Source organism: Mobiluncus mulieris ATCC 35243, assembly GCF_000160615.1.
Taxonomy (GTDB): domain Bacteria; phylum Actinomycetota; class Actinomycetes; order Actinomycetales; family Actinomycetaceae; genus Mobiluncus; species Mobiluncus mulieris.
Genome location: NZ_GG668520.1, coordinates 61,294 through 85,454, shown reverse-complemented (window position 1 = coordinate 85,454; position 24,161 = coordinate 61,294). Strand labels below are relative to the sequence as shown.

Annotated in this window: 27 protein-coding genes and 1 tRNA gene; 18 read left to right on the top strand and 10 right to left on the bottom strand. The window is 53.1% G+C overall.

The annotated features are described in order from the left end of the window. The first annotated feature begins 2 nt into the window (after positions 1-2). Positions 3-593, top strand: coding sequence for a hydrogenase maturation protease (locus tag HMPREF0577_RS08370; RefSeq protein WP_004013383.1), 591 nt, complete (start codon positions 3-5; stop codon positions 591-593). Positions 594-618: 25 nt separating this feature from the next. Here the strand turns inward: HMPREF0577_RS08370 and HMPREF0577_RS08365 are convergent, their stop codons facing one another. Continuing rightward, complete coding sequence (locus HMPREF0577_RS08365) at positions 619-1,044, bottom strand: hydrogenase maturation nickel metallochaperone HypA/HybF (RefSeq protein ID WP_004013927.1); 426 nt, start codon at positions 1,042-1,044, stop codon at positions 619-621. A gap of 24 nt (positions 1,045-1,068) precedes the next feature. Here HMPREF0577_RS08365 and HMPREF0577_RS08360 point away from each other — a divergent pair, with 24 nt between their 5' ends. The 6 genes from HMPREF0577_RS08360 (at position 1,069) to HMPREF0577_RS08335 (ending at position 6,731) form a co-directional block, all read left to right on the top strand. Next, a complete protein-coding gene (locus HMPREF0577_RS08360; protein WP_036342760.1) occupies positions 1,069-2,331 on the top strand; it encodes a nickel-dependent hydrogenase large subunit in 1,263 nt (420 codons plus the stop codon). Beyond that, on the top strand, positions 2,321-2,653 hold the full coding sequence (locus HMPREF0577_RS08355; protein ID WP_317987584.1) for a HypC/HybG/HupF family hydrogenase formation chaperone: 333 nt from the start codon (positions 2,321-2,323) through the stop codon (positions 2,651-2,653). Before HMPREF0577_RS08360 ends, HMPREF0577_RS08355 begins: the two co-directional genes overlap by 11 nt. 42 nt (positions 2,654-2,695) lie before the next feature. Beyond that, positions 2,696-4,090: an MFS transporter gene (locus HMPREF0577_RS08350; RefSeq protein WP_004013379.1), complete on the top strand. Its 1,395-nt coding sequence runs from the start codon at positions 2,696-2,698 to the stop codon at positions 4,088-4,090. Between the two features lie 48 nt (positions 4,091-4,138). Then, positions 4,139-5,092, top strand: a complete 954-nt coding sequence (locus HMPREF0577_RS08345) for an SPFH domain-containing protein (RefSeq protein ID WP_004013378.1) — start codon at positions 4,139-4,141, stop codon at positions 5,090-5,092. Positions 5,093-5,139: 47 nt separating this feature from the next. Beyond that, positions 5,140-5,961 (top strand): thiamine diphosphokinase, encoded by an 822-nt coding sequence (locus HMPREF0577_RS08340; RefSeq protein WP_004013377.1) that lies wholly within the window; start codon positions 5,140-5,142, stop codon positions 5,959-5,961. A gap of 116 nt (positions 5,962-6,077) precedes the next feature. After that, positions 6,078-6,731: an HAD family hydrolase gene (locus HMPREF0577_RS08335; protein ID WP_004013376.1), complete on the top strand. Its 654-nt coding sequence runs from the start codon at positions 6,078-6,080 to the stop codon at positions 6,729-6,731. Between the two features lie 305 nt (positions 6,732-7,036). Here HMPREF0577_RS08335 and HMPREF0577_RS08330 read toward each other — a convergent pair. Beyond that, positions 7,037-7,110: transfer RNA gene (locus HMPREF0577_RS08330), tRNA-Gly, on the bottom strand. Positions 7,111-7,246: 136 nt separating this feature from the next. On the opposite strand from HMPREF0577_RS08330, the gene dcd reads away from it, so the two are divergent. Together dcd and HMPREF0577_RS08320 are read left to right on the top strand one after the other, a co-directional pair. Beyond that, positions 7,247-7,846: a dCTP deaminase gene (gene dcd, locus HMPREF0577_RS08325; protein ID WP_004013375.1), complete on the top strand. Its 600-nt coding sequence runs from the start codon at positions 7,247-7,249 to the stop codon at positions 7,844-7,846. Between the two features lie 3 nt (positions 7,847-7,849). Continuing rightward, on the top strand, positions 7,850-8,881 hold the full coding sequence (locus tag HMPREF0577_RS08320) for a hypothetical protein (protein WP_004013374.1): 1,032 nt from the start codon (positions 7,850-7,852) through the stop codon (positions 8,879-8,881). Positions 8,882-8,901: 20 nt separating this feature from the next. On the opposite strand, the gene HMPREF0577_RS08315 is transcribed toward HMPREF0577_RS08320, so the two are convergent. The 7 genes from HMPREF0577_RS08315 to HMPREF0577_RS08290 form a co-directional block, all read right to left on the bottom strand. Then, a complete protein-coding gene (locus tag HMPREF0577_RS08315) occupies positions 8,902-9,168 on the bottom strand; it encodes a DUF4235 domain-containing protein (RefSeq protein ID WP_004013373.1) in 267 nt (88 codons plus the stop codon). Positions 9,169-9,238: 70 nt separating this feature from the next. After that, on the bottom strand, positions 9,239-10,576 hold the full coding sequence (locus HMPREF0577_RS08310; RefSeq protein ID WP_004013372.1) for a DUF4921 family protein: 1,338 nt from the start codon (positions 10,574-10,576) through the stop codon (positions 9,239-9,241). Positions 10,577-10,619: 43 nt separating this feature from the next. Beyond that, a complete protein-coding gene (locus HMPREF0577_RS08305; RefSeq protein ID WP_004013371.1) occupies positions 10,620-11,030 on the bottom strand; it encodes an ACT domain-containing protein in 411 nt (136 codons plus the stop codon). Positions 11,031-11,146: 116 nt separating this feature from the next. Beyond that, complete coding sequence (locus HMPREF0577_RS08300) at positions 11,147-11,836, bottom strand: histidine phosphatase family protein (RefSeq protein ID WP_004013923.1); 690 nt, start codon at positions 11,834-11,836, stop codon at positions 11,147-11,149. 34 nt (positions 11,837-11,870) lie between these two features. Next, positions 11,871-12,692: an HAD family hydrolase gene (locus HMPREF0577_RS08295; RefSeq protein ID WP_004013369.1), complete on the bottom strand. Its 822-nt coding sequence runs from the start codon at positions 12,690-12,692 to the stop codon at positions 11,871-11,873. A gap of 80 nt (positions 12,693-12,772) precedes the next feature. Beyond that, the gene (locus HMPREF0577_RS11130) at positions 12,773-12,871 is read right to left on the bottom strand and encodes a 30S ribosomal protein bS22 (protein ID WP_003792170.1); all 99 of its coding nucleotides are present in this window, start codon (positions 12,869-12,871) and stop codon (positions 12,773-12,775) included. Between the two features lie 98 nt (positions 12,872-12,969). Beyond that, on the bottom strand, positions 12,970-13,191 hold the full coding sequence (locus HMPREF0577_RS08290) for a helix-turn-helix domain-containing protein (protein ID WP_004013368.1): 222 nt from the start codon (positions 13,189-13,191) through the stop codon (positions 12,970-12,972). A gap of 289 nt (positions 13,192-13,480) precedes the next feature. Between HMPREF0577_RS08290 and HMPREF0577_RS08285 the strand changes: the two genes are divergently transcribed. Together HMPREF0577_RS08285 and HMPREF0577_RS08280 are read left to right on the top strand one after the other, a co-directional pair. Then, positions 13,481-14,851, top strand: coding sequence for a TrkH family potassium uptake protein (locus HMPREF0577_RS08285; RefSeq protein WP_004013921.1), 1,371 nt, complete (start codon positions 13,481-13,483; stop codon positions 14,849-14,851). A 48-nt stretch (positions 14,852-14,899) separates the two neighbouring features. Continuing rightward, the gene (locus HMPREF0577_RS08280) at positions 14,900-16,090 is read left to right on the top strand and encodes a hypothetical protein (protein WP_004013366.1); all 1,191 of its coding nucleotides are present in this window, start codon (positions 14,900-14,902) and stop codon (positions 16,088-16,090) included. Positions 16,091-16,122: 32 nt separating this feature from the next. On the opposite strand, the gene HMPREF0577_RS08275 is transcribed toward HMPREF0577_RS08280, so the two are convergent. Then, a complete protein-coding gene (locus HMPREF0577_RS08275; RefSeq protein WP_004013918.1) occupies positions 16,123-16,785 on the bottom strand; it encodes a potassium channel family protein in 663 nt (220 codons plus the stop codon). Between the two features lie 277 nt (positions 16,786-17,062). Between HMPREF0577_RS08275 and HMPREF0577_RS08270 the strand changes: the two genes are divergently transcribed. The 7 genes from HMPREF0577_RS08270 to HMPREF0577_RS08240 all read left to right on the top strand — a co-directional run bounded on the left by HMPREF0577_RS08270 (position 17,063) and on the right by HMPREF0577_RS08240 (position 24,147). Beyond that, a complete protein-coding gene (locus tag HMPREF0577_RS08270) occupies positions 17,063-17,347 on the top strand; it encodes a hypothetical protein (protein ID WP_004013363.1) in 285 nt (94 codons plus the stop codon). 278 nt (positions 17,348-17,625) lie between these two features. Then, positions 17,626-19,137, top strand: coding sequence for an inorganic phosphate transporter (locus tag HMPREF0577_RS08265; protein ID WP_004013362.1), 1,512 nt, complete (start codon positions 17,626-17,628; stop codon positions 19,135-19,137). A gap of 21 nt (positions 19,138-19,158) precedes the next feature. Continuing rightward, on the top strand, positions 19,159-19,461 hold the full coding sequence (locus HMPREF0577_RS08260; RefSeq protein ID WP_004013361.1) for a hypothetical protein: 303 nt from the start codon (positions 19,159-19,161) through the stop codon (positions 19,459-19,461). Positions 19,462-19,720: 259 nt separating this feature from the next. Beyond that, the gene (gene dnaK, locus HMPREF0577_RS08255; RefSeq protein ID WP_004013359.1) at positions 19,721-21,586 is read left to right on the top strand and encodes a molecular chaperone DnaK; all 1,866 of its coding nucleotides are present in this window, start codon (positions 19,721-19,723) and stop codon (positions 21,584-21,586) included. Next, positions 21,583-22,428 (top strand): nucleotide exchange factor GrpE, encoded by an 846-nt coding sequence (locus HMPREF0577_RS08250; RefSeq protein WP_004013358.1) that lies wholly within the window; start codon positions 21,583-21,585, stop codon positions 22,426-22,428. Before dnaK ends, HMPREF0577_RS08250 begins: the two co-directional genes overlap by 4 nt. A 52-nt stretch (positions 22,429-22,480) precedes the next feature. After that, the gene (locus tag HMPREF0577_RS08245) at positions 22,481-23,620 is read left to right on the top strand and encodes a DnaJ C-terminal domain-containing protein (protein WP_004013357.1); all 1,140 of its coding nucleotides are present in this window, start codon (positions 22,481-22,483) and stop codon (positions 23,618-23,620) included. Then, the gene (locus tag HMPREF0577_RS08240; RefSeq protein ID WP_004013356.1) at positions 23,617-24,147 is read left to right on the top strand and encodes a heat shock protein transcriptional repressor HspR; all 531 of its coding nucleotides are present in this window, start codon (positions 23,617-23,619) and stop codon (positions 24,145-24,147) included. The genes HMPREF0577_RS08245 and HMPREF0577_RS08240 overlap by 4 nt, the downstream gene beginning before the upstream one ends. Positions 24,148-24,161: the final 14 nt, after the last annotated feature.

Here is a 24,161-nt window from a genome sequence, read left to right as displayed (position 1 = left end):
TTATGCCGGTTCATGAGATGCCAGTCAGCACGGTGCCCAGTCCCGTGGGACGACCCAATCCCGGGTTCTCTGGAACGCCCAGTACAATCTGGGCTGGGGCGAAACACACCGTGTTAGCGGTGGGAAACTCGATTATGGGCGACGATCGGATTGGGCTTGAGATTTTATCGCGACTGCAAGGAATGCTTAGGCAGCGTCCTTCTTGGGATGCGGCCGTGCAGCGCGGTGAACTGGCTTTTGTCGAGGGTGGAATCAGCGGTATGGAACTTGTACCGGTCGTTCAAGAATCTTCGCGGCTGTTAATTCTGGACTCTATTGCTCCGGGGGATTCACGTCCTCCGGGTCAGGCTTTACGTTTACAAGGTGACCATGTGCCACGCCTGCTTTCCATGAAGCTTTCTCCCCACCAGGTGGGCTTGTTAGATGTGCTAACGGCGGCACGTCTAACTAAACGGGAACCAGAGGTAATCGAAGTGGTGGGGGTTGTTGGTGCCAAGGTAGAGCTTAGGCTGGGGATGAGTCGTGAAGCAGCCTTCGGTTTGGAACAAGCGGTACAATATGCGGTGGATGTGTTGGATGAATGGCTGGGCTAAAACTGGAACGTATGATTTAAAACGGTCAGTCCAGTTTCGAGGTGTTAGTGGTGGCCAGCATCGAGCCGGTATCAGTACCGGCTGCAGGTGCACCGACCGTGTCGGGGCAATCCCACTCCACCCATTCGATTTCGAATTCCCGACCCGTGGCGAGTTGCCCCGTCGGGGTAGCACACACTGGGCAAAGCAAGGCGAAAAATTCGTCTATCGTGACGTTTTGCCGGCACTTCGAGCAGTAAACCGTGGCGGGAATAACATTCAGTCGCAGTTGGGCATCCTCGCAGATAGTACGGTCGGTGGCTATTGGCCACGCCCCGTAAAGTGCTTCGGGCACAGCTCCGCTCAAGGTGCCCACTTTCAACGAGACCTCGTTTACCTTGCTGGCCGAGGCAGTGTCTGCCGCTTGCAAGATGGCCTCCACCACTGCTGTGAGCAAACCTAGTTCGTGCATAACCATATTTTCCAAGGGGAAACCATGAAAATCAACCTTAACGAAATTATTGATCCCACCGAGGGACACATCACTGTCAGTGTCGATACCAAGGGGCACCGACACGCTCGCTTCGACCTGCAGGGCTTGCCGCGGGTAGAAAGCCTCTTGGTGGGTAAATCAGCAGCCGAGGCTCTTAAGATGACCGAACGGCTGTGTGGACTCTGTCCGGTAGCGCACCACCTGGCGGGAACCCGAGCCTTGGATGGTTTAGTGGGGGTTCGGGTGAAATCCTATGCTGAGATGGTGCGTCGCTTGTTACACTACGGATCTATGATTGAGGCGCATTCCTTGCGTTTCATCGCTGTGGATCGTGAAGCGGGAATAACTTTGAAACAGTTTTCCAAACAGATGCTTACCGGGGCGGGTTCTCCGGGTCACTTCCCCGACACCGCCACTCCCGGAGGGATTCAAGTGGAGCCGAAACTGGAGGATTTGCAGGTGGTGGCAGACGGCCTCGAAACGGCGTGTGCGGCCGCGCAGCGGGTGGCAGTGGCGTTACAAAACCAGGGCAGAGGCACCCAAGTACAAACCGAGATGCCTTTTGCTGATGTGGCTTTGATTGACGATTCAGGATATCCCGACGTGTTTGGCACCCGGGTTCGCATAGCTCACAATGGGGAAGTTCTCGAGGATTTTGACTTTTCCCAGTGGCCGGAAAAAATCGCCGAAGAAATTCCTGGGAGTCCTGCCCCGCGACCCTATATTGTAACGCTTGGTAAAAAAATGGGTCGCTATCGGGTAGGGCCGGTGGCGCAATTGTCGGTGGGAAAAGTTTCCACGCCCCGGGCTGCGAGTCTCCAGGCACAGTGGTTATCAGCACCACCAGATGCCGCCCTGGCTCGCGCCATTATTAGCTTGCATGTATTGGAACTAAGCGGAGAAATAGTCTCGCAACTCATGAAAACGAGCGAAAATTACCATCTAGACGAGCAGGCGTCAACAACTAAGCAATGGCAGGCGGGAATATCCACCGGATTAGTGGACGGGCCGAGGGGTATTCTCGCGCATACCTACGAAGTCAATGCCGAGGGGATTATTACTCGCGCGGTAATCCTGACCCCCACCGCTCAAAACGAACCGTGGTTGGCGGCACTCTTGACGGCCGCTACTACCGGTGACACCGACGAGACTCGACGTGAGGCGGCTTTGGAACAATCGATTCGGGAAGCCGATCCGTGCTTGCCTATCAGCTCGGCACCACCCGGGCAGATGGGATTAAAACTGGATATTGTTAATGAATCATAAAGTGATTTGGAGTCACAAAAGGGAGGAAAACAGAATGTGCGTGGGGGTACCTTGTCGAATTCTTTCAATAGGTGACGGGCCGATGCCCATGGGGCGTATCGACGTAGTCGGACAGATTCAAGATGTCTGCCTGGCCTATGTGCCCGAGGCTAAGGTGGGGGATTATGTCTTGATTCAAAACGGATTTGCGATGAGTCTGTTGACCGTCGAAGAGGCTGAACAATCCTTGGAAACCTGGGTGGATTTAGGAATGGTAGAACCCGAAATTTTGGCACAAGCCAAAGGCGCGGACGAGGCGGTTTTGGCAAGGAGTATTTTTTAGACCAGTTAGTTAAAAAGCCTTCCGAATTTGTAAGATATCCGTGTGAGGCAACCGGAAACACCAAATCTTTATCTCAGTGGACACCTCGCCGCTTGGTTTAAAATTATCGCCGTTGGGGTGATTACCTTTGTCGCCTTCGAGGCCATCGCGGTTGCTACCGCCATGCCATTTGTGGCCGAGTCACTCCACGGGGAGCGTTTCTACGCTTTGGCGGCGGGAATACCGTTGGCGACCCAGCTTATTACCACCGGTTTAGCCGGTCCCTGGGTGGATGCTAAAGGCCCCCAACAAGTCATCATTATCGGAATTGTCCTGTTTTTATCGGGACTGGTGGTAGCTGCCTTGGCACCTGGAATTTTGGTATTCATAATTGGTCGCGCTCTGCAAGGCGTGGGGGGCGGGATGCTGTTGGTGCCGCTCTATGTGATGGTGGGCTCCTACGTTATCCCCAAGAAACAAGGTGCCTTCTTTGCGGCTTTCGCCATCGCGTGGGTGCTGCCGAGCCTGTTTGGGCCGCTGATTGCCGGTTTTTTAGTCGATTACGTGCATTGGCGGTGGGTGTTTGGGATAACCCCGTTGGTGATGGTGCTGTTTTTCCCATTGGCATGGGTTAAATTCAGGAAATTCCCCCAAATTCACGAAAAGATGCCTCTGAAAATGCGCAAACGCTTCATGTTCGCCACCCTGGCCAGTGGAGTACTGATTGCGACACTCCAGATTCTTTCGGGTTTGAAGCCAGAACAGTTTAGTATCTATGTCTTGGTGCTAGCCTTGGGGGTATCAGTGTGTCTGTTCCTTTCTATCCGCCATCTTGTACCGACTGGTACATTCTTGGTGCGGCGGGGTGTGCCCGCCACCATTGCGCTGCGTGGTTTGTTGAACGGAACATTTATCGGGGTAGAAACTTTCCTGCCCCTGATGCTAAAGAATATCCACGGCTGGGATCCGACCCACGCGGGGCTAGTTCTGACCGCCAGTGGGGTCACATGGGCGATTGGCTCCTGGATTCAAGGTCGGTGTCCCGGTACTAAACCGCTGCGATGGTTCTCAGTTATTGGACCGGTCGGTCAACTTCTGGGAACCTTGATTACGATGCTGTCTGTTATCCCCGAATTTGGCGGTTGGTGGGTACTGGTGGGTTGGTGTTTAGCGGGATTTTCTACCGGAGTGATTTTCCCCGCGACCTCGGTGCACGCTTTGGGGTTGACCCCGGCTAGTAAACACGGCAAGATTTCTTCCGCGCTCCAGGTGGCCGACACCTTCGGCTCCTCTTCCTTGATTGCCTACGCGGGGATTGTCTATGCGCTCACAGCCAGTTTCGCCAATTTTTCCTTCGCATTCACTATCGGGCTGATGTGCGTACTGCTGGTTTTTGCCATCTGGGCTGCCGGTCGGATTTTCCCCGAAGAAACTGGGATTTCCGCTAGCGCCTCATGAACCCAGTTGATAGGCTAAAGAGCAAACCTATCGGAAAAGAGGAGAATTATGGAAGAAGTAGCCGAACTCAGCAGCCTGCTTACCGCATTCTTTGTACCTTTGGTTGTGATAATAGTGCTACTGTTTCTCGCCAAAGGGTCGCTGTATGTGGTGAAACAACAGACTAACTACATCATCGAACGTTTCGGAAAGTTCCACAAAGTTTCCCTACCGGGATTGCGAATCAAAATTCCCATCGTAGACCGTATTGCCAAAAAAGTACCCCTGCGCATTATGCAACTCGACTCGGTGGTTGAAACCAAAACCAAGGACAATGTTTTCGTCACGATTCCAGTTTCGGTGCAATACCAGGTGCAAAACGTGGCGGATTCGTATTACCGCCTGGCTGACCCGGAACGCCAGATTCAGTCCTATGTTTATGACCGGGTGCGCACCTCGCTGGCCAAACTGGATTTGGACGACGCGTTTTCCTCTAAAGACCAGATTGCCCAGGACGTGGAAACCACCTTGTCTACGGCCATGAAAACCTATGGTTTTGCGATTATCAACACCCTGGTAACCGATATTAACCCCGACCCGACCGTGCGTGCCTCCATGAACTCCATCAACGCTGCCCAGCGGGAGCGGGAAGCCGCGATTAGTCTGGCAGAGGCCGAGAAAATCAAGATTGTGAAACAAGCCGAGGCTGATGCAGAATATAAGCGCCTCCAGGGCGAGGGTATCGCCCAGCAGCGCAAGGCGATTGTGGACGGGTTGGTTGAACAATACGAATCCTTGCGCGATGCCGGTATCGGTAACGAAGCCCAGGAAATGCTGTTGCTCACCCAGTATTTTGATACTTTGCAGGAAGTGGCTAAAGCTTCTAATACGCAAACGTTGATGTTACCTTCCAACCCCGGTGGGGTCAGTGATGCTATGGCTGAGCTGCGCAACTCGCTTTTTGTGGCTGCTAGAGCTGGGCAGCAGACTTCTGGTGCAAATTCCAGACAAAAAAAGGAATGAATCGCTTTTAGCGATAATAAACTTGGTAAATAGACTGGTGGTAGTAAGTGAATAAAGATATTGCAGCCCCTCGTTGTTTGGTAGTTTTGGGCGTAACGGATGCTTTAAACCGATTGGTACAAATTTCGGGGAAGGATGATTCCTGGCTGGATTTTAATGGCTATGATTTCGTAATCGCAGCCGATAGCGGTCAAAAAATAGCCAGGAAGTTGGGCTTGAAGATAGACATTTATGTGGGTGACTTTGATTCTTCTATACGCCCGGAGGGAATCTTGAGGCGCTGTGAAGGGAAAACCAGAACTGTAGAAGATTTGGAATTGATGTCTCCTCACTTGCTGGCTTCTGGTGAAGACACGCCTGACCCTGCGGATTTAGAGCAGCTAAGTGAGGCTGAAAGGGAAGTTCTCAATCAAGAACCCGTAGCATCTGAAATCGTAATTCTTCCCGAGGTAAAAGACCTCACAGATTCGGAAGCCGCTATCGATTTGGCTTTCGAGAGAGGGTTCCGTGACATAGATGTCTTGGGAGGAATTTCTGGACGTATAGATCACACCATGGGCAATATGGGGATTCTGTCTAAGTACGTTGGACAGGCGCGAATCCGTTTCTTTGATGGTATCAATTACGTAACCATGCTCGAACCGGGCACGCACCTCGTGAAACCACGGGGCTATCACTATATGGGATTAATCGCTTTCAATGAAAATGTTGTCGGTTTGACCATAGAGGGAGCCAAATACGAGGTGACCAATTTTACGCTAACTCCAAACGCCACCAGGGGAGTGAGCAATGAAATTACAGGAGATTACGCCCAGATTACTTTCCAGCAGGGGAAACTGCTGGTAATCAATTCTCGTGATATCGCCTAGGATTTGATACGCAGCAACCTTAATTGTACCTATTGGTACACTAATTTCGTAGGGTGTGGTGGTTCTGGTTTTCTCCGGATTGGGCAAGACTCAGGTTGTTTCGATATTCTAGCGCTATGATTCGTGGCGCGATTTTTGATTGTGATGGAACTTTGCTGGATACGATGCCGCTGTGGCGAGAAGCAGCCGCGAGGTACCTTTCTGGACTGGGTATCGAGGTAGACAAGGCGCTAGGGGCTAAGTTCTTTGAAATGACTGTGCCGGAGTCTGCACAAGTAATTCGCGACGAGTTTAACCTGGACTCCACGGTGGAAGAAATTACCACGGGAATATATGAAACAGTCGCGCGGGAATATCACGATAAAGTCGGGCTAAAACCAGGGGCGGGGGAGTTTATTAAGGCTTTGACACGGCACGGAATTCCTCTTACGGTTGTCAGTTCCGGCTCAGAAGCCTTGATTCGTCCGGCGTTGGCGAGGCTGGGCTTGGAACAGAATTTTATGAAGATTTTGGCTTCCAGTGAGACCGGGTTGCATAAGCGTCAACCGGATATGTTTCTGACGGCCGCCCGGCTTATGGGAGCAAAACCGGAAGACATTTGGGTTTTTGAAGACGCGCTCTATGCTGTACGAATTGCCAAAACAGCAGGTTTTCATCCGGTGGCTATTCGAGATGAAGCGAGCCTCGCCGAGCGTGAGGCGTTAGAAGCCGAGGCTGAAGCCTATTGGGAGGAGTATCCTGCCGAGATTCCTGCCGCCTGGTTGCGCTGACTGGTGGCGCTGGGCTGTGCTTGCCCGTTTTGGGTTTTCTGACCGGTGTAGGGCTTCCGTTCACTCTTACCGGGGACTCGGGTTCATGAGTCGCCAGGAAATATGTTGCGATGTCTACAGACCCTGAACAGGCGCTGCTTCGTAATAATTGCGCTCAGGAAATTCTCGCGCGACCATGCCCCTTTTGCCCAACCCGGATTGCGCCCTTTTCCAGGGTCGCCTCGGTGACTCTGTGCGGTGTGTCACTGGTGTGTCACACGTCACTTTTCTAGCCCTCCGAAGACAGCCTTGACCTGGGGTTTTAGTGGAGCGGGCGACGGGAATCGAACCCGCCTTTACAGCTTGGGAAGCTGTCGTTCTACCGATGAACTACGCCCGCGATTTGGAACCATCCTAGTATGTCACATTTTGCCCGTATTGGGCAAAATCACCTCATGAAACGGCAAAATCTACAAAATGCCCCGACCCCACCCCGAAGTTACCCCCGACCGCGCCGCAACCGGTAGCATAGTTTCGTGTTGATTTCAGACCGTGACATTCGCGCTCTCGTTGCCGAGGGACGCGTGATTTTGGAACCATGGGATTCGACCATGGTACAGCCCGCTTCCATTGACGTGCGTCTCGACAGGTATTTCCGCCTCTTCGATAACCACAAGTACGCCATGATTGACCCCGCCAAGGAACAACCGGGACTCACCCGGCTCTTCGACTCAGGGGACAAACCCCTGATTCTGCATCCGGGCGAATTCGTTCTGGGCTCTACCTTCGAACATGTCACACTCCCCGATAACATTGCGGCACGGCTCGAAGGCAAATCCTCGCTGGGGCGCCTGGGATTACTGACCCACTCCACCGCTGGCTTTATTGACCCGGGTTTCACCGGGCACATCACCCTGGAACTGTCCAATACCGCCACCATGCCCATAGCCCTGTATCCCGGGATGAAAATTGGGCAACTGTGCTTTTTCCAGATGTCTTCCCCTTCCGAAGCCCCCTACGGCAGTGGTGCCAAAGGTTCGCGCTACCAAGGACAGCGTGGCCCCACAGCCTCGCGTTCCTACCTGAATTTCAGTCGCGTCGAGGTGCCATCCGGACGCGGCATCACGGAGGAATAGCCGATGCTTTCTCCTAGCTCCCCCCAAGATTCCCTGGATTTAGAAACCGCCTCACCCTTCCATCTTTTAGTGGTGGGCGACGACGTTTTACCGGAAGAAATCGACATTTTGGCGGCTCAAATTTGGCCACAATCCAACCGCTCGGGATTGGGTCTCTTGGAGCTGACTTCGGGGGCATACCTGACCGGGCCGTGGCATTTAACCCCCGAAGCTATTGTGAAACTCGGTTTGCCCTTGTACCTGGAATTTGCCTATATCATTTCAGTTCCTGCCCTACGGGGCAAACCTGTCCCGCAGGAGCTGTGGGGTCGAGACCCCCTGTGGGATGCTTTCCGGGAAGGCGGACCGGAGGGTCTGGAACTTGAGGTTTTAAATGGTACCAGGCGCATGGCGCGTCGCTTGGCGGGGGCGCTGCGATTTTCTACCGGACCTATTATTGTTCCCGACCCGGATTCGGCGGTGGAAATGCGGGTGTTCTCAGAAGTATGGCTGGAGCCGGCCGCCTGCCTCCAGATATCTCAACAGGTGTTTCCCCAAGCGAAACTGGAACTGGGAAACGCCCCGGATGGAGATGTTTCGTCGGGACGTAATCAACGCCTTACGACCGCCGCAGCGCGTGCCACTCATGACCCCGATGGATTGCGCGCCCGTGCCCAAGAGGGGGTCAGCCCCGACGAACGTGCCTGGCTGCATGCCGAAGCCGAGGCTTTTGATGAGGCAGCTATGTCCATGCCGCCGGTCTTGGATGCCTACGCTATCAGCGTTGATATCACCCCGATGTCGGCAGTTCACGTTATTGTCAGTGGGGAAACTGCGATTCCCCCCGCTTTGGGACACCGGGAGGACGGTCTAATCAGCTATGATCTGCGTTGGATTGCCCCCGATATGGCGCTCACCGAGATGAACAAGCCGCGCCGCGCCTACCGCTTGGATCGTCTCAAAATTATCGAGGCAATCGAGAACCTTGCGAAACCCCTGGCGGCTGCCACCAACGGGGTCATTGTTGATGCTGACGAGTTCGTGGTCTCGCTCTAGGCGTTTTTAGCGATGCCGGCTTAAATATTGTAGGTGTCGGAAATAACCGGGTGGCTTTTGTTGTACCACTTCGCTGCTGCCTGCACGGTGAAGCGCTTGGTTATGGCCAGCAGCACCCCTGACAACACCGCGAATGTGACAATTTCGGCTAAACCGACTTCTAAATCGTCGTCTTCGGGTGGATTTTTGCCGGTGGCGACCTTCCATCCGAGTTTCACGATACTGTCGCTCAGCAGTCCCGCCATGGCTACTGCACCCAGATTTACAATTTTCCAGCTAATGTTCATCTGTCCTTCCTTGTGATGATTGTAGTGTGTTTTGGATTTTTGGTGGGGTTCATGAGTCGTGGGGGGAAATTTACCCTAAGGGGTTATCTGGAAGCCGGTACTCACTGCCGATTTCCAGGGTGTCAGAAATTAAACCTTCCTCCCGTAGTTGTACCAGTCGTTCCACTATTTCGTCTCGAAGCGTCCAGGGATCCACCGAGTTGAGGTAAATCCGGGTGGCTCCCTCGAATCCGGCAATAGTCGAGGTGCGACGCTTCAGCAGAATCCGGAAACGCATGGGAATCTCGAGGTCTACCGGGCGGTGATACCATTCTTCATTAGTGGGGATTTCAGGACCAAGCGCGCAGTGGAAAGCATGCAATACATCCGAGATTCCGTCTACCTGTTCGCGTGAATACTCCCACGGCAACAAGGCAGATCCCAGCGGCCACACTGCGAGGGTCGGATAACGATGCCCGAAATCAGCGAAGCCAATGGCATGTTCATTACCCAAAACCGCCATTTGACGATGCGCCGCATAATGTAGAATCTGGTTGTATATCAAGGGGTTCTTCTGGACACGCTGTGCCTCTTGCTCAATTTGTACCCCGTATTCATCAACTGCAACTAGTTGCTTATGGAGGTGGTCGAATGAGGCTCCGGCGGGTCGCAGCCAGTTTTGGAACGCGGTGACGTATTTGACCGATTGGTTTAAATTATATAAATCCCGCATGGAGTCAATCGTGTAACCGGTATAGGCACGGTGTTCCGCCACAGTCAGGGTTCCGGCAGAGGCATTTTGAGTGTCACTAGTGGCGCCGTCTACATAATGGCGTCGGGCGATAATCACGTCGTGCCCCCCCGCGAACAACCCGTTGGCGTATTGCACCAGCTTTTCGTCTGGCAGGTCATTGGGGTCGCCCTCCCCTGAGGCGCGCAGTCGCATCTTAACTACGTGCAACACGTGGTCATACCCTTCCGGAGTAGCTAGATAGGCGGCCATCCGGCGGTTTTGCTCCACCGTGGGGTAATGGTTGTGATTCAGGTGCCAGTAGTCATAGGAGACAATCTCGAAAAGATTGGGGATACGTCGGAATTCTGCCACCATATCGTGCATGGATTTTGCGGGTAGACCCTCCAACTTATGGAAATGCCCGTCTAAAGATTTGACCAGTCGGGATTTTTCTGGCGGAGTATCATTGTAACGGTCGATACAAAACGCGCAGGTGGCGGTGAAGTCTTCAGGTTTTAGGGTGTGCCCGAGGGGAGTGGAGCTGCGGTTATGCTGCGCATTGGGGCGCTTGTTTCGCCCAGGAACAGTCCACACTTGGGTTCCGGTCAGAGGGTTACGCTGTTTGATGGTGCCGTCGGGAAGTCGCACCAAGGGATCGGGATGAAGGTTCAGTTTGTCACGGGCAGACGCATTCATAAGTACCGGCTGACACCTCTTTTCAAATCGGGATTTCTGGGATTCAGTGATTCATCCACGCCCTAGCTTGACCGGAAATATCGTCGAGGAGTGCCTTGGCCTCCTCGACGCGGTCGGAGGGAACAAAAATGTGGGTGTGATAGATGCCAGAGAAAATATTGGAGGGAATGGAACGGGTTGACAATACTTGAGAGATTCCAGAGTTCAGCCCGACTACATCAAGGGAACCCGGGGCGGAAAGCGTAATTATGGTGTAGAGCTCCTGTAAATCCAGTCCAACTTTTTGAGCATCTTCCAAGCTCAGAGCCACGGTAACGCCCTCCTGTTCTCGAATCAAAGCCATCGGCTCGACATCGGGTGGCAGCTCCGCCAGGGAAGCAAACACGTAGGATCCCCCAACTTTCGGGTTGATTTTCGCCAGCATCTGTTCATACGTAATAGAGTTTTCGCGCATCCAATTCCTCGTAGTACCTAGTGTAGCTGCCTCCGAGCTTGCAGCTTCACAATTTTAGCATTCACTGGGATATCTGGGGGTGTCTTGAGTAAAAATAGCTTAATTCGCCCCGCAGCTTATTCGGTAACGTTGGGGGTTCCTCGGTTCACTGCTGCCGAGGAATTCCCCGGGGTCATGTCACTAGCCGCCGCTACTAAATCTGCTGCCGGCGAAGCGTATTCCCAGCCAATTAATGTGGATCCATCAAAGTGGAGGCTTGTCACCGAGGCCAGGGCGCACTGGCGCTGTCGTGGATCGTGAACCAAGGGTTTGCCTTCCACCAGACGGCGAAGCATCCAGATAGGCAGTTGATGGGATACTACCAGACATTCTCGACCTGCTGGGGTGTGTGCCCGGGCGTGGGCGATGGCGCGAAACATTCTCGAGGCGATATCTCGGAAATGCTCCCCCCAACTGGGCAACCAGGGGGCGCAGTATCGCGGCCAGTAACGGGGGTTAGTCAAGATATTGCCGCAGTTAATCTGTTGCCCTCGAAATTTATTTCCCGCCTCGGTTAAACGTGAATCGGTTTGTACCGGGAGGTTAAAAATCTTGGCGGCGGGAGCCGCGCTCTCTTGGGCACGTTGCAGGGGTGAGGCGAAAATTGCTGCAATGTCACGGTTGGTATCAGCCAGCCAAGTTGCCGTAATCGAAGTCATTTCTTGACCGCGCTGGGTCAATCCGAAACCAGGGAGTCTCTCGTATAAGACACCCTGAGGATTGTCTACCTCACCGTGTCGCATGACATGAACTGAAGTAATGGGCATAAAATCCTCCTACCAAGAATCCTTTGTAATCTGTCTAGTTTTTTCGCCGCCGTCGCCATACCCGCACGGGTATCTGGAATAAACGTTTCAGTACGTGGCGCCACAGCACCTTGGCCGTCCACACACTTCCGACGATGGTGGCTGGCAGTAGGGTAGTTCGCGCCGCGAGCGCCACCGAGGGACGCCGCCGCGCGAAGTCATAAATAGGCCAGTGGCGATGTTTTGCTAAATTGCGCAGCTTCCATTCCGGGTTTACCACGCAGGGGTGACCCACCAGGTTGAACAGTTTTTCGTCAGACATGGAATCGGAGTACGCATAGCAACTAGACAGGTCTAGGTGGCGTTCTCTCGCCAAATCCCGTACTGCCTGTGCCTTCATGGCTCCGTGGAGCAAAGACTGGGGAATTTTCCCGGTGTAACGGCCGTTTTCGTCAACTTCCACTACTGTTCCCAATCCTCCGGTCAATTCGAGTCGATAGGCCATCTGTTGGGAAATTTCACGGGGTGTGGCAGAAACCAACCAAACTTCGTGGCCGGCATCGAGGTGTTTTTGGACGATTTCCAAGGTGCCGGGGAAGAGGCGTTCTTGCAGGAAACGGTCGTAGAGTTCTTCTCCTACCAGGATAAGGTCAGATTCCAGCTTTCCCTTCAAAATCCGTAAGGAACGCTCTTTGACCATTGCCAGGCGATGCTTGTTTTCACCAAAAACCACGTAAAGCAAGGACTGCCAGGCGGCGAAAAAGAAGAAATCCAGGCCGAAATAGCCCCGAGAAAACAAATCGCGGGCTAAATACCACGTAGAAGCACCCCTGATGAGAGTGCCGTCTATGTCGAAAAAAGCTGCGGTTTTAGCCACAAGATTATCTTACTGACTACTAGCCGTGAAGGGAGTAAAAAGCAGCGAGCCAGGAGTGTTTCACCTGGCTCGACTTCGCTTTACTTCTTATTACGACGCTGGTGGCGAGTCTTACGAAGCAGTTTGCGGTGCTTCTTTTTTGCCATCCGCTTGCGGCGTTTCTTGATTACAGAACCCACGCAGACCTCCTCTAATTTATAAAACCATGCTGCTGCGCTGGGAGACAGCCGAACAATTCTAACGAGTTTTTAGGACAAGAACCAAAACGCGCAACGAACTACTGTGCAGCTGCTTCAGATTCATCTCCAATTACCCAACTATCCAGGTTGGACTCAGAGAGTTCTTCCACCGCTTTCAAAGGAACCCGGAAGGAACGCTTGACGCGGACGGCAGGCAGCTCACCGGCATGTACCATGCGGTATACCGTCATCTTCGAAACGCGAAGGAAATCCGCTACTTCGGCTACAGTAAGGAACCGCGGTGCCTGATTTTGCGCCATTCGTGTCATCCTGCTCTTGCTAGTTGCTTCTTTAACTGCGGCCACTTTGGTCACAGGGAAAACTTCTGTACCTTAAAAATATAATCTTTTTTTGCCCAGAAGTGTTAGTTCTGGACAAACTGTTAGTATTCTACCTTCAAAACTCTGGTTTTTACCCTAAATGACGTAACTTCGGGTAACGTAAAAACCGCGTACCCCCAGAACCTAAATCTGGAGAGAAAACAAGCGCTCTTGGGCATCCCGCAGGGTGGGAAAACCGGAGGCTGTGTCGAGAGTAAGGCAAGACAAAGTGAGATTCTGGCAGACACTGCGTGAAACCACCCAGAAGTGGTGGAGCGATTTTGCTCGTAAAAAACCGGCTCGTTTCACCCTACTGGTTTTTTTCTGCATTATTGCCCTGGTTACGGGGTTGCTGATGCTACCAATTTCCACGGCGGATTCCCGACCTGCCAGTTTTGTCGATGCTCTGTTCAACGGTACTTCGGCGGTATGCGTCACCGGACTGACCACGGTTCCTACCGATTCCTATTGGTCCACTTTCGGACTGGTGGTGTTGATGTTCGGCATTAAAATCGGGGGTCTGGGGGTCATGACTCTCGCTTCGATTCTTTCTCTAGCGGTGTCGCGCCATATTGGTCTGTCGGCTCGACTTCTCGCGGCGGGGGAAAATAACTCCAAACTGGGCGAGGTAGGTTCGCTTATCAAGATGGTTGTCCTCGTGTCTATCACGGTGGAACTGAGTATGGCAGTCTTGTTCTTCCCGCAGTTTATGGCCATGAAATACGGAATTGGACAATCCGCCTGGTACGCCATTTTCATGGCTATAAGTGTGTTCAACAACTGTGGCATGGTGGTTATTCCCGGCGGAATGCAACAATTTGCCTCCAACTTTGGCATTTTCTTCCCTCTCACGGTGGGAGCTGCTGTTGGAGCCTTGGGCTTCCCGGTGGCACTGGACGTGACGCGCAATTGGAAACATCCCCGAAAGTTCAGTTTGCACACCAAGCTGACTTTGACTACCTACGGGGCGTTAACTGTGGTGGGGGGTGCAATAGTAGCTATCTTAGAGTGGGATAATCCAGCTACTTTTGGCCGTCTGGAGCCGATGGGGAAGTTCTTGGCCACTGTCTTGCATGGAGTAAACGCTCGGTCGCTGGGAATTTCTAATGTTGACTTTTCCGAGGTTACCCAAGCCACCTGGTTTATTGATGACATCATGATGTTCATTGGCGGCGGCTCGGCTTCTACCGGCGGGGGAATTAAGGTGACCACCTTTGCGGTTATGGTGTTGGCAATTTTGGCCGAAATCCGCGGGGATCGAGACATAGAAGTTTTTGGTCGTCGTATAGGGCCGAGCACGGTACGTTTGGCGGTGGCAGTGGTGGCTCTAGGAGCGGTTATTGTCGGAGCAGCCACCACCATCATGCTAGAGATTACCGGATTGCCCCTGTCGGAAGTTCTCTTAGAAGTTATCAGCGCTTTTGGCACTGTAGGGCTTTCTACGGGGATAACTGATAACCTGCCGGATTCAGCCAAGATTTTACTCTCGCTGTTGATGTTTACCGGTCGTCTTGGCACCATGACTTTTGGGGCAGCATTGGCCATGAGGACAAGGCGGAAGGTGATACGATTTCCCGAGGAGACTCCTAGTATCGGCTGAAGCTCACCGGGGGCTTTAGGCGTACAAGACGTATTCGTAAGGGGAACCATGACTGTCCAGAATTGGATTTTCCCTCACCTCGAAGCACAGGTGGGGGCATGGCGGCGTTTTTGGGTGCTGTTGGTAGCCTTCCCTAATTTGTATGAAGAGATTTTCCGCAGTACTCCTTTAGAACAGTTCTGTTTGCATCTAGGCGATAAATCCATGAGGCGCCTCATGATGGATGCGTACACGCGAGCTCAGGCGAAAAAAGAAAAACGTGCCCTAAAAGCCTTGCAAAACGGGGCTAATGTTCGCGATATTCCCGGTTCTGATGTGGCGATAACTTCTTTACGGTTGCGATATAGCGAGATTCTTGATGGTCTTAGAAACGGTGTTTCTCCAGAACAGTTGCCCCACCTGGTAGAAAGACTTTCTGCCGCTAGTGTCACCTACACGTTTTTCCCGGATTTACAGCCCCGGGTTGGTGACCAGTTACTGGGAATCAGAGGTCGGAAAGTTGCTGATAAAATCGCATCCTTTTGGTTGAGCCTGCCGCCCTTGGAATATCTTAACCAAGAATTTCATCCCCTGGCGCAGCACTATCGAATCCCGTTCCTGGACGAAAAAACCCAGCACACTGTTTCCACGGTGGAGTCGGTGGTGCGTGAGCCACGTAAAATCCCCGGGTACGGTGATCCGCACGCGGGAACGCATCCCTCAAATTTTCCCTACATCGTTAGCTATATTGGCCCGACTCCCCCGGTGCCGGATTGGTCATCGGGACTGTCCTTCCCGGAGGCTCCCTTGGTACAGTTCCCGTGCACGGTGGATTTATTTGATGCGGATTGGACGGGATGCGAGCTGCAACCAGAAAATCCTGCGCAGCGTTTCGAGAATCCACCTGCCCCACCCTTTGAGCGAGCCTACAATGTCAATTCCCTGACGGCTTGGGTCGATTTAGTCACTCGCTATCCCCTGGAATTCACCAATCCTCTGGTGAAAACCGAGTTCCAGCGTCTTTCTGGGAAGGACGCGATTTTCCTCGGAATCGATTGGGAGGAAGCCCGTAAGGATTACGACGTGATTCATTTTTGCTTTCAAGCCGTCTTAGAGTGCGCGGATGTCGGAGTGGAACTTGATGCTGCGCGTCTGGGGGAAAACTTTGATGGCGTGGCGCAACTGGCGGCTTCTGGCCAGAAATACGTGGCGATGATGTACCAAGTGGTTCCCGGATCCACAGTTTGGCTCAACCTCTAGGTGAATTGTTTTGTAGGCCGGCGTCAAGATGCCTAGGGTCGGTTGGCGAAGTCATCTAAAAGCTTCCCGTCTCCCGATACGATAATGAGGTCATTAGCCGCTACCACCGTATCTGGTCCGGCATACTCGAAGTGCTGTCCGGGCGAGATTACCCCCAGGATATTAACTCCGTAGTGACGTCGCACATCGGATTCTGCTAGGGTGAATCCTTGGATTTCTGCGGGGGGACGCATTTTTACGATAGAAAATCCCTCGCGATCCATCTCGACATAATCCAGCATGCGCCCATCAACCAGGTGAGCGGTGCGTCTTCCGGCATCAAATTCGGGGTAAATCACGTGGTGGGCTCCGATGCGGCGCAGAATCTTTCCCTGTTCACGGCTGACTGCTTTGACCCAGATTTGTTCCATACCGATGTCAACTAGATTGGCGGTTATCAGAACGGAGGCCTCCAGAGCGCCCACTCCAACCACAGCCGCCGAAAAATCCCGGGCACCAAATTGTTCCATGGCATCCAGTCGGGAGGCATCGGCTTCCACCACGGGGAAAATCGGAGAAAATCGTTCCACCAGTGCGGAATCCGATTCTACTCCGAGGATTTCTCTTTCCAAGGAGTTGAGTGTCATTGCTACGGCTGACCCGAAACGACCCAAGCCAATCACGAGTGTTCCCGAAGATTTTTCCTTTTCTGCCACACAAAAAGTTTACCCGTAGTCAGGCTGGGTATGTGACGAGGTCTCTTGTATTCCTGCCGGTGGGGTTCCACTTCGGGTCTCATCCCCCGCAAATCCCCAGGTAGACAGCTAAAATAACCATTTGTCCTGACAAAGTTGGGATGTTTTTCTCAAGTTTTGCTGTTAAAACGGAAATTGGTTCGGATTATGCCCACAAAGCTAATGGGGAGCTGTTTAAGGACGAAATGAATGAACGTGGCAGAGAACTGCCTCGAAACCGAACCAAGGATGGAAACCAATGAGCGATTCGAACACCGAGAATCAGCGCTATTCCAGCGAGGTGTTCGCTATAGCTTCGGCGGTTACCGCTGGGATGAAGGTTTCTGACAATACTCCGGCCTTTCCCAAGATGGTGGCGCCTTCCAATGTCACTAAGGCTACTTCGTCGGGAGCATTCAATTCGATGGGATTGGTGGAGGCGGTGAACAAACTGGTGGGACAGCCACCCTTCAATGTTCCCGCTGCTGGGATTGTGGATATCCTGGGTTCTCGTACCGTGGCAAATCAGGGATTTGCTGCCTAAGACCAGACTTTTCGATAATTTCCTTCCTATAGACAACGAAGTGCGCGGAAAAATCCGGGCACTTCGTTGTCTATTCTCAGCGATTCACGTGATTTCAGTCGCCTCGTTCCAACTGTTAGCGTTGTGTTCGACTCGGCACAGAATTTAACTTGGAATTTACATTCATTGAACCTCTTGTTAACCAGACCCCCGTAGGATTCTTAGTGATGCGGGTTTCGCCGGATGAAACGGCGTTAGTCCGCAGCCACTCTCGATGACTTGTTTGTAAAGAGAACGGAATGGACGCAGCGGTTTTTATTATTCTCGCAATCGTGGTTTTGACCGCGCTTGCTTTTGACTTCACGAACGGATTTCACGACACCGGTAACGCCATGGCTACCTCCATAGCTACTAAGGCATTAAAGCCGTTTAATGCGGTGGCGCTCTCGGCGGCGCTAAATGTTGTAGGGGCGTTTCTTTCAGTTCACGTGGCGGCTACCGTAGCCAGCGGCATTGTCGATTTGGGTTCCTATAATCTCGATAATCCTCAAGAAGGCCTGAACCTGCTGATAGTGGTGTTTGCGGCTCTGATTGGGGCGATTTTGTGGAATCTGCTCACGTGGTTGCTGGGATTGCCTTCTAGCTCCTCTCATGCCCTGTTCGGCGGCATGATTGGTGCGGCTTTCGCGGCTATGGGTTCTCAAGGCGTAGAGTGGTCTTCCATTGTGGGGAAAATTGTCATTCCAGCTTTGGCTTCTCCCGTTATCGCCGCACTGGTTTCCGCCACCGCCACTTTCCTGATTTACTGGGTGACTAACACGATTCCCAACCGTCGCAAGGTAGAACACTTTCGCCACGGCCAGATTATTACTGCCTCGTTGATTTCGCTGGCTCACGGTGCGGGGGATGCCCAAAAAACTATGGGGATTATCTTTTTAGCCTTGATTGCTACTGGTAACGCCACGGAAACCCAACGGGTTCCGGTGTGGGTGATTGTGGTTTGTGCCCTGGCTATCGCCTTGGGAACCCTGTCCGGGGGGTGGCGCGTGATTCGCACCTTGGGTAAGGGCTTGGTGGAAATTGAGGCGCCTCAGGGGATGGCAGCCGAAGCCACTTCAGCGGCGATTATTCTGACTTCCGCTGCGGGCGGTATGGCGTTGTCAACCACCCATGTAGCCACTGGGGCGATTATCGGCACTGGACTTGGTAAAAAAGGCAGCAAAGTACGCTGGGGTGTCGCCAAGCGCATGGTTTCCGCTTGGGTCATTACGCTGCCCTGTGCGGGGCTGGTTGGCTACGCTACTTGGTGGATTGCGGCTCTATTCGGCCAGGTTCATCCCTTGATTGGAGTTTTGGTTGATTTGGCTCTGCTCTTGACAATGGTCGGTATTATCTTGGTTCGCTCCCACCAGGATAAAGTGGATGCCAATAATGTTAACGAAGATTGGAGCCAGGATTCCAAGGCTTCGGAATCTGCCCAGCAGGCTACTCCGCTGGAGGTGGAAAAGGCTTTGGAACAAGACATCGAAGAAATCCTGGGTGCCAGTATGGATGCGACAGCGGCCAGCGTCCAGATTCCAAATGTGTCGCGGCGTGAACATATTCAGCGGTTGCGCGAAGAGCGTTTGGAGTTGGCCGCCAGGCTGCGTGATATCGAGCGTGAACTGGAAGAGATTCTCTTTGCTGATGAGTCTTTGGTTGCGCCCCAGCATGATTCCACTGTCCAGGATTTGGTAACGGCTACGCCGCATCAGGTGGCTGCGTCGCTGCCTCCTGCTGATGTTGTCCGCCCGGATAGTGAAGACAAGTAGCACCAGGGAAAGGATTTACTGATGACTGCGGTACAAATAATAGAGGCTATTTTGCGGGTGGCAGCCTTGGCCTTGGTGTTTGGAGCTGGGGTGCCGACTCTGTTCGCCTTGGGGATGCGGGCTCATGCCGGACGGGCGATTCGCGATGAATCGGGGACGGTGGTGGATGATACCGAGCCCAGTTCAGTTATGAAACTGGTGGGATGGCTGGTTTATGCCGTCTTGGCTGTCGTGATTCTGCTGGGTATTGTCTGGCTTGCTAAAGATTCGATTGGGTTCTATACGGGTTGGCATCCTTTTGGTAGCTTGGGTGCGGTTCATTAAATGGTTTCATGAGGTGCCATCCGGAATTCGCTGGGTAGCTGCAAGGCCAAATTCTTTTGGGGTTCTAGAAATCCTGCAATTTCAAAGACTTGAGTCGGGTCGACTCAAGTCTTTGAGTTTTAACTGGACAAACTTCCTGACCTGTCGTAAACTTGAGTCATAAGAACTCAAGATTTGCGGATGGTGCAAATCTTGAAGCTGCGCCGGAGACGGCGCAATCCACTCATGAACAAAAATTAACAAGAAGAAGGAAGCAACAATGGCAAAGGCAGTAGGTATTGACCTTGGAACTACTAATTCCGCCCTGGCGGTGCTGGAAGGCGGCGAACCCACTATTATCGCGAACGCTGAGGGGATGCGTACCACTCCTTCGGTGGTGGCATTCTCAAAGACGGGTGAAGTTCTGGTCGGAGAGGTAGCGAAACGCCAAGCGGTAACCAATGTGGATCGCACCATCGCCTCGGTGAAGCGCCACATGGGTACGGACTGGAAAGTGAAGATTGACGACAAGGAATACACTCCGCAAGAGATTTCGGCGCGAATCCTGTCTAAACTCAAGCAAGACGCCGAGGCCTACCTGGGGGATAAGGTTACTGACGCGGTTATTACCGTTCCGGCCTACTTCAATGATGCCCAGCGTACCGCTACCAAAGAAGCCGGCCAGATTGCGGGGCTGAATGTTTTGCGTATTGTCAACGAGCCCACCGCTGCCGCATTGGCCTATGGCCTGGAAAAAGGCAAGGAAGATGAACTCATCCTAGTCTTCGACCTGGGGGGCGGTACCTTCGACGTGTCCTTGCTGGAAGTTGGCAAAGATGACGACGGGTTTTCCACTATTCAGGTTCGCGCCACTAACGGTGACAATAAGCTCGGCGGCGATGATTGGGATCAGCGCATAGTGGATTGGCTGGTAGACCAGGTTAAAACCAAGGATGGGGCGGACTTATCCAAGGATAGGATTGCTTTGCAACGGCTGCGTGACGCGGCAGAACAGGCCAAAAAGGAGCTATCCTCGGCCATGAGCACCAACATTAACTTGCAATACCTTTCTATGAGTGAAAACGGCCCGATTCACCTGGACGAAAAACTTACCCGTGCCAAGTTCGAGGAAATGACCGAGGACTTACTGCAACGCTGCAAGACCCCGTTCAACTCGGTTATCAAGGATGCCGGGATTAGCCTGTCCGAGATTGACCACGTTGTGTTGGTGGGGGGATCTACCCGGATGCCGGCGGTAACGGAACTGGTAAAGGAACTGACTGGGGGGCGCGAACCCAATAAAGGTGTTAACCCCGACGAAGTTGTGGCCGTGGGAGCGGCACTGCAAGCCGGTGTTATCGAGGGCGACCGTAAAGACGTGCTGCTCATTGATGTGACCCCGCTGAGCCTGGGTATTGAAACCAAGGGCGGGATTATGACCCCGCTGATTGAGCGGAATACGGCTATCCCGACCAAGCGATCCGAGGTGTTCTCTACGGCCGAAGACAACCAGCCTTCGGTTTTGATTCAGGTCTATCAAGGTGAGCGCCAGTTTGCTCGCGATAACAAGCCGCTGGGAACTTTTGAGCTGACTGGAATTGCGCCGGCTCCTCGTGGTTTGCCCCAGATTGAGGTGACTTTCGATATTGATGCTAACGGTATTGTGCATGTTTCCGCTAAGGATCGGGGAACCGGCAAGGAACAGTCCATGACCATTACCGGCGGGTCTTCTCTCCCGAAGGACGAGATTGATCGCATGGTGAAAGAGGCCGAGGCTCACGCCGCAGAGGACAAGAAACGCCGCGAGGATGCCGAAGTGCGTAACGGAGCGGAGCAGGCAGTTTACCGTATCGAGAAGCTCTTGAAAGATAATGCCGAGAAGCTTCCCGAGGACGCGGTTGCGCCGGTGAAAGAAGCGGTAGAGAACCTGAAGAAGGCTAATGAGGGCGAAGATATCGAGGCTATTAAGGCCGCGATGAGTGCCCTCGAAGAGAAATCTCAAGCTATCGGTCAAGCGCTCTATGCCAATGCCCAGAATGAGTCGGCGGGTGAAGAAAAGACCGAGGCTCCTAAACCAGCCGAGAACTCCGGTAGCGATGATGATGTTATTGATGCCGAGGTTATCGACGAAGAGGAAAACAAGTGAGTGACGAGAAAGTGAATGAACAGGCACGGCAAGCTTATGCGGCCTCGCAAAAAGAGTCCGATGCGGCTCATGAACGCGACGCGCAAGCCAAGTCCAAAAAGACGCCTAAAGACCAGCCCAAAACGAACGCGACTACGTCAGGCGGCGACACGGTAGAGTTCGGTTCGGCGGACGCGGCTTCATTAGGTGCCAGCGAAAAATCCGACGTAAAAGAGCCACCGACTGGTCAAAAAGAGTCATCTGGCTCGGATAAATCGGAGGTAGCTGACCTTGAGTCCGAACTAAACTCGGCACAAGAACAGCGTATTAGCGAGCTTAAACAAGAACTGGAAGCCATGAAAGACGACTTGGCACGAGCTCGGGCGGATTTGTACAACCTGCAACAGGAATACAATGCCTATGCCCGCCGCACCAAAGCCGAAGTTCCCCTCCAGCAAGAACTCGGGGTGGCGAATGTAGTCAATGCTTTAATGAGCGTGCTCGATGACATTGACTTGGCGCGCCAACACGGGGATTTAGTGGGGTCTTTCGAGGCAGTAGCTAACAAACTCGAGCAAGCTCTCGAGATGAAGTTCAAGGTGAAACGCTACGGGATTAAAGGCGATACTTTCGACCCGAACCTGCACCAGGCCATCCAGATGCTTCCTGGAATGGAAGGTAAAACCCATGTGATAGATCAGGTAGCTCAACCGGGCTACCTGATGGGAGAGCGCGTCTTGCGACCCGCTATGGTGGTGGTAGCGGGAGCCGAGGCTGCAACCGAGACGGGAGCCAAGGAAAGCAACGCTACGGCTGGTGAGGCTGCTAAAGATGCTAGCAATACGCACGTAGAGGGTAAGTGAGTAACAATGTGTCTGCCTAAGGCAGTAGACCTGGTGGAAAGGAGGAAAACCGATGGGTTCTAATGATTGGCTTGATAAGGATTATTACGCGGTTTTAGGGGTCTCTAAGGGTGTGTCCGATAAGGATTTGAAAAAAGCCTACCGTAAACTTGCCCGGCAGTACCATCCGGATCAAAATCCGGGTAACCGCGAGGCTGAAGAAAAATTCAAGACTATCGGGGAAGCTTATGCGGTTCTTTCTGACCCAGCACAGCGCAAGAAGTATGACGCCTTGCGAGCTATGGCGGCGGGAGGACCACGGTTTAGGGCGGGGGCATCCCGGCACGGTACGGCCGCAGACTTTGAGGACGCCTTTTCCGCCATGTTTACCTCCGGTTTTGGGGGAGGAAACGGCGGTTCAGCGCGCTATACGGCGGGAAACCCGGATTTAGGCGATATTCTTAATATGTTCTCTAATGCGGCCGACGCGGCAGAGCGGAGTCGGAATTCTGGGGCGGGGGCGAGTTACCCCGGTTTCGGTACCACTTTCCCCAATACCTCCGCCTCGTCCTATTACGGCAACACTGCCCGCCCCGCCGGGGGTTCCGGGTCAGGAAATGGTGAAGGAAACGGGGGGAGTAACCGCTGGTTTTCCTTTCGAGCTCAAAATGGTGCGGATATTTCGGCTTCCACCAAACTGACCTTTAAACAAGCCTACAATGGGGCAACGGTTCGATTGCGACTGCGTGAAGAAACTATCACCGTCAGAATCCCTCCCGGGGTTCACGATGGGCAAAAGATTCGTCTGCGGGGCAAGGGTCAGCCTGGTTCTAATGGTGGTGAGCCCGGAAATTTGGTGGTGACCTGTTGCGTCGAGCCGCATCCCTATCTGCACCTTGACGGCAAAGATTTGTGCTTCACCTTGCCGGTGACCTTCGCGGAGGCCGTACAGGGCGCGTTGATAACCGTGCCATTGCCAGATGGTTCTACGGTGAAAGTGAATGTGGCGGCGGGAACCCAGTCGGGTGAGGAAATCCGTATCCCCGGCTACGGTTTGAAAACCAAGTCCGGTCGAGGGGATTTGCGTTTGCAGATTCAGGTGGCAGTACCTAGGGATTTATCCAAGGCTGCGAAACAGGCTATGCAGGCTTTCACTGAGGCTACGAAAAACGCTAATCCGCGTGCCCAACTGGATAGGTTGGTGGCACTATGAGCCTTTTCGACGAAATGACTACTTGCCTGGCGAGGCTTCGCGAGGCTGGGGTGCGTTTGGAAGCGGCGCTTTGCAATAGTGAAGAACTCAGTGAATTTGAGGTTCAGCAAGCGTGGGTTCAGCCGCGTTTTCGGATTGGAGATGCCGCGTGTCTGGCGGGGATGCATCCGCAAACTTTGCGCCAATATGACCGACTTGGCCTAGTGGTTCCGGGGCGAACCGGCGGTGGGGGGCGGCGGTATTCCCTGCGAGACTTGTCTCATTTGCGTCAGATACAGGTGCTTTCCCAAGAGGAAGGCGTTAACTTAGAGGGAATCCGGCGCATTATGGATTTGCAGCGCCGAGTCGAGGAACTGGAACAAGAGAACACTCAACTGGCTTTGGCCGCAAAACTGTCCAACCGGGTGTTTGCGGCTTCCTCTGCCGGGGAAGTGACTTCCTTGAGCTGGGGGCAGCGAGCGGAGAAAACTCAATCTGTTGGTTTCCCCGTGTCTCGTTCCTCTGCTCTGGTGTTGTGGCAAAAATAAGGAACTGTGGTGCA